General features: G+C 58.5%; 1 protein-coding gene. It reads right to left on the reverse strand.

The features are described 5' to 3' along the window. Positions 1 to 2,576, reverse strand: a 2,576-nt coding sequence (locus tag WMO45_RS13580; protein ID WP_349141427.1) for a discoidin domain-containing protein, incomplete at both ends; no start/stop codon positions are given.

Genomic DNA, 2,576 nt, shown 5'->3' on the forward strand with positions numbered 1-2,576 from the left:
CAGCTGCCGTGGGCGCTGTCGAAGGCGCCGGTCCAGCGGGTCTCGTCATTGCCGTCGTTGATGTTGACCGCGCCGTCATTGTGCCCGGAGGAGATGTCCTCATTGGGAACGGTGCCGTGGTCGGTCTCCACATCGTGGGCATAGACTTCCATGCCCTGGGAGACAGGGGTCTGAATCGCTTCAGCCGGGTCAATGAATTCGATGGTGTAGGTCTGGGGAGCCTCGCCGTTCAGGCCGCTGATCTCCAGCTCCACACCGGGGGTGACCTGGCCGTCGCTGGACAGCTCCTCACCATCCAGCAGAAGCTTGGCGGTGTAGTTGCCCTCCAGGTTCAGGTTCTCCAGGAAGTCGGAGACCTTGACCTGCTCCGGAACATTGGAGATGGTCTTGCTCTCCAGGTCCACGCCGTAGACCTCGCTGGCGATCCGATAGCCATAGACAGCCAGCTCATAGATGGAGGCAGCGCGGTAAGCGCTGGGCGCGGTGTTGCCGGTCACACTGAGGAGGATATAGCGGGCCGAGCCCGTAACGCTCTTGTTGCCCTCACCGAAGTCCGTGTTGTCCCGCATGTCCAGGAGAATGTTCTCGTCGCTCTTCAGTGCGGCCACGTCGTCGGTGTTGCCGGCGTAGACCACAAACTGATAGATGCGGGTGGAGGGATCGTAGGCGTTCAGGTACAGATCATACAGCTCGTACTCCGCACCAAGGTCAATGAGCACATCGGCGGGATAGGCGGTGTCGGGAATGGTGTGGCCGCTCTCGGTCAGAGCGCCGGTCCAACGGGTGCTCAGATCACCGTCGTTGATGTTGGCAGCTACATCGTTGTGCTGTCCGCTGTTGGCACAGCCCTCTCCGCTGTCCTCGTTGGGGATTTCCTTGTCGCCCACGGTGATATTCTGGGCCGTCGCAGACTTGCCCTGAGAGATGGGATCGGTGTCGGCCACATTGGACTTGAAGGTATACGATACCTTCTCACCGTTGGCACCGGTAACCGTCACAGCCATATCCATGGTGATGGGGCCGCTGCTTACCGGCTCGCCATTCTGGGTAATCTCAATCGCGTTATAGCTACCCTCCACGGCGAGATTCTGGAGTACATCCTCTACCGTGGCACCCTCCGGAACGCCGCCGATCTGACGATCACCGTTGTTTACGTTGTATACGCTGCTGGTCAGACGGAAACCTTCGACGGAGAATTCATAGAGGTACATGCTGGCACCGTCGCTGGTGGAGCTGTTGGCAATCAGCTTCACGTAACGAGCGGAGGTGAGGTGGTCCAGCGTGTTGTTGGACCAGGCAGCGCCAGCCGTCTGATCAGGACTCTGAACGTGGTCAACCACGTTGGTCCAGGACTCGTTGTCAGTGCTGACCTCAATGCTGTAGTTGAAGGTGCGGTGCGCCTGAGAGTGATCCCACCAGAGCACACCTGCGCTGGAGATCTGGTACACGTCGCCCAGATCCACAATCAGAGTTTGGCCGGGGTTGGCGTTGACACCCTTGTTGGAGTTCCAGGCGGTGGAGGTGTTGCCGTCCACAGCCTTGGGTGCATCGGCGGCATAATCCTGTACAATAACCGTCTTGTTCTGCGAAACAGGCTGGGCGATGAGTGTGTAGACATAGGTGGTCGTTCCATCCTCAGAGGTAATAGCCACCTTCATATCCTTGCTCAGCTTAGCAGAGGGATCGGTCACCTCAGTGATGCCATCTGCCTCAAAGAACTGGATCGTGGTATTGTTCTTCAGGGTGACCTTTGTGAGGAAGGTCTCGATGGTGGTGTTCACAGGCACACCGGCAATGGTGCGGTTGTTGGGGTCGCTGTTGTTGATGTTGTAGGTGCTGCTTTCCAGCACAGGAGTATCATACAGGGCACGGGTCCAGACAACGGTATCGGTATAGACGTTACCTTCGCTGTCCTTACCCACGGCGACTACCGTGTTTTCACCCGCGGTCAGCTTGATGTCCCACTGGAACTTGCCCAGCTGGGTGTTGGGGACCAGGGTGTCGTCGGGCTGTCCGCTGGTATTGAGGGCGGGCTCGCTATTGCTGTTCTTCACCAGTTCGCCCTGGGAGACGCCGTTGACAAACAGTTCAACGGACTCCATGTTGGAGTAGACGATGGTAGTGATATCGTCCTGATAACGCTGCTCAAAGCGGCTGCTGTTGATGTGCAGGGTGGGGGTATCGGACCAGTTGGCCTTGTAGAAATAGAAGCAGTCCTTCTTCAGGGCACGGTCGTAGGCCACGACGCCCTTGGTGTTGATGCCCAGACGGTCGGGGGTGGTGGTACGGCCGTCGGAACCAAACTCGAACATGTTCCAGATGTAGGAGCCCCACATCCACTCCGACTCGCTGATGGCCTTGTAGTAGATCTCATGCCACTGGGAAGTGAACTCCTCGGACTGGCTGCCGGCCCAGTAGCCGGGCTCTTCCTCGTGGATGAAGGGGCTGCAGTCCGCGCCGTACTCGCTCATGCCCACATTGCCGTGGACGTAGACGGGTATCTCCTCCTTCACGCCCTCGGGATTGGTCAGGGCGTTGTCGGTGCCCGTGATGGTCTTGTGCTTGGCGCCGTAGTC

The organism is Flavonifractor hominis, from assembly GCF_040095835.1.
GTDB lineage: Bacteria > Bacillota > Clostridia > Oscillospirales > Oscillospiraceae > Flavonifractor > Flavonifractor hominis.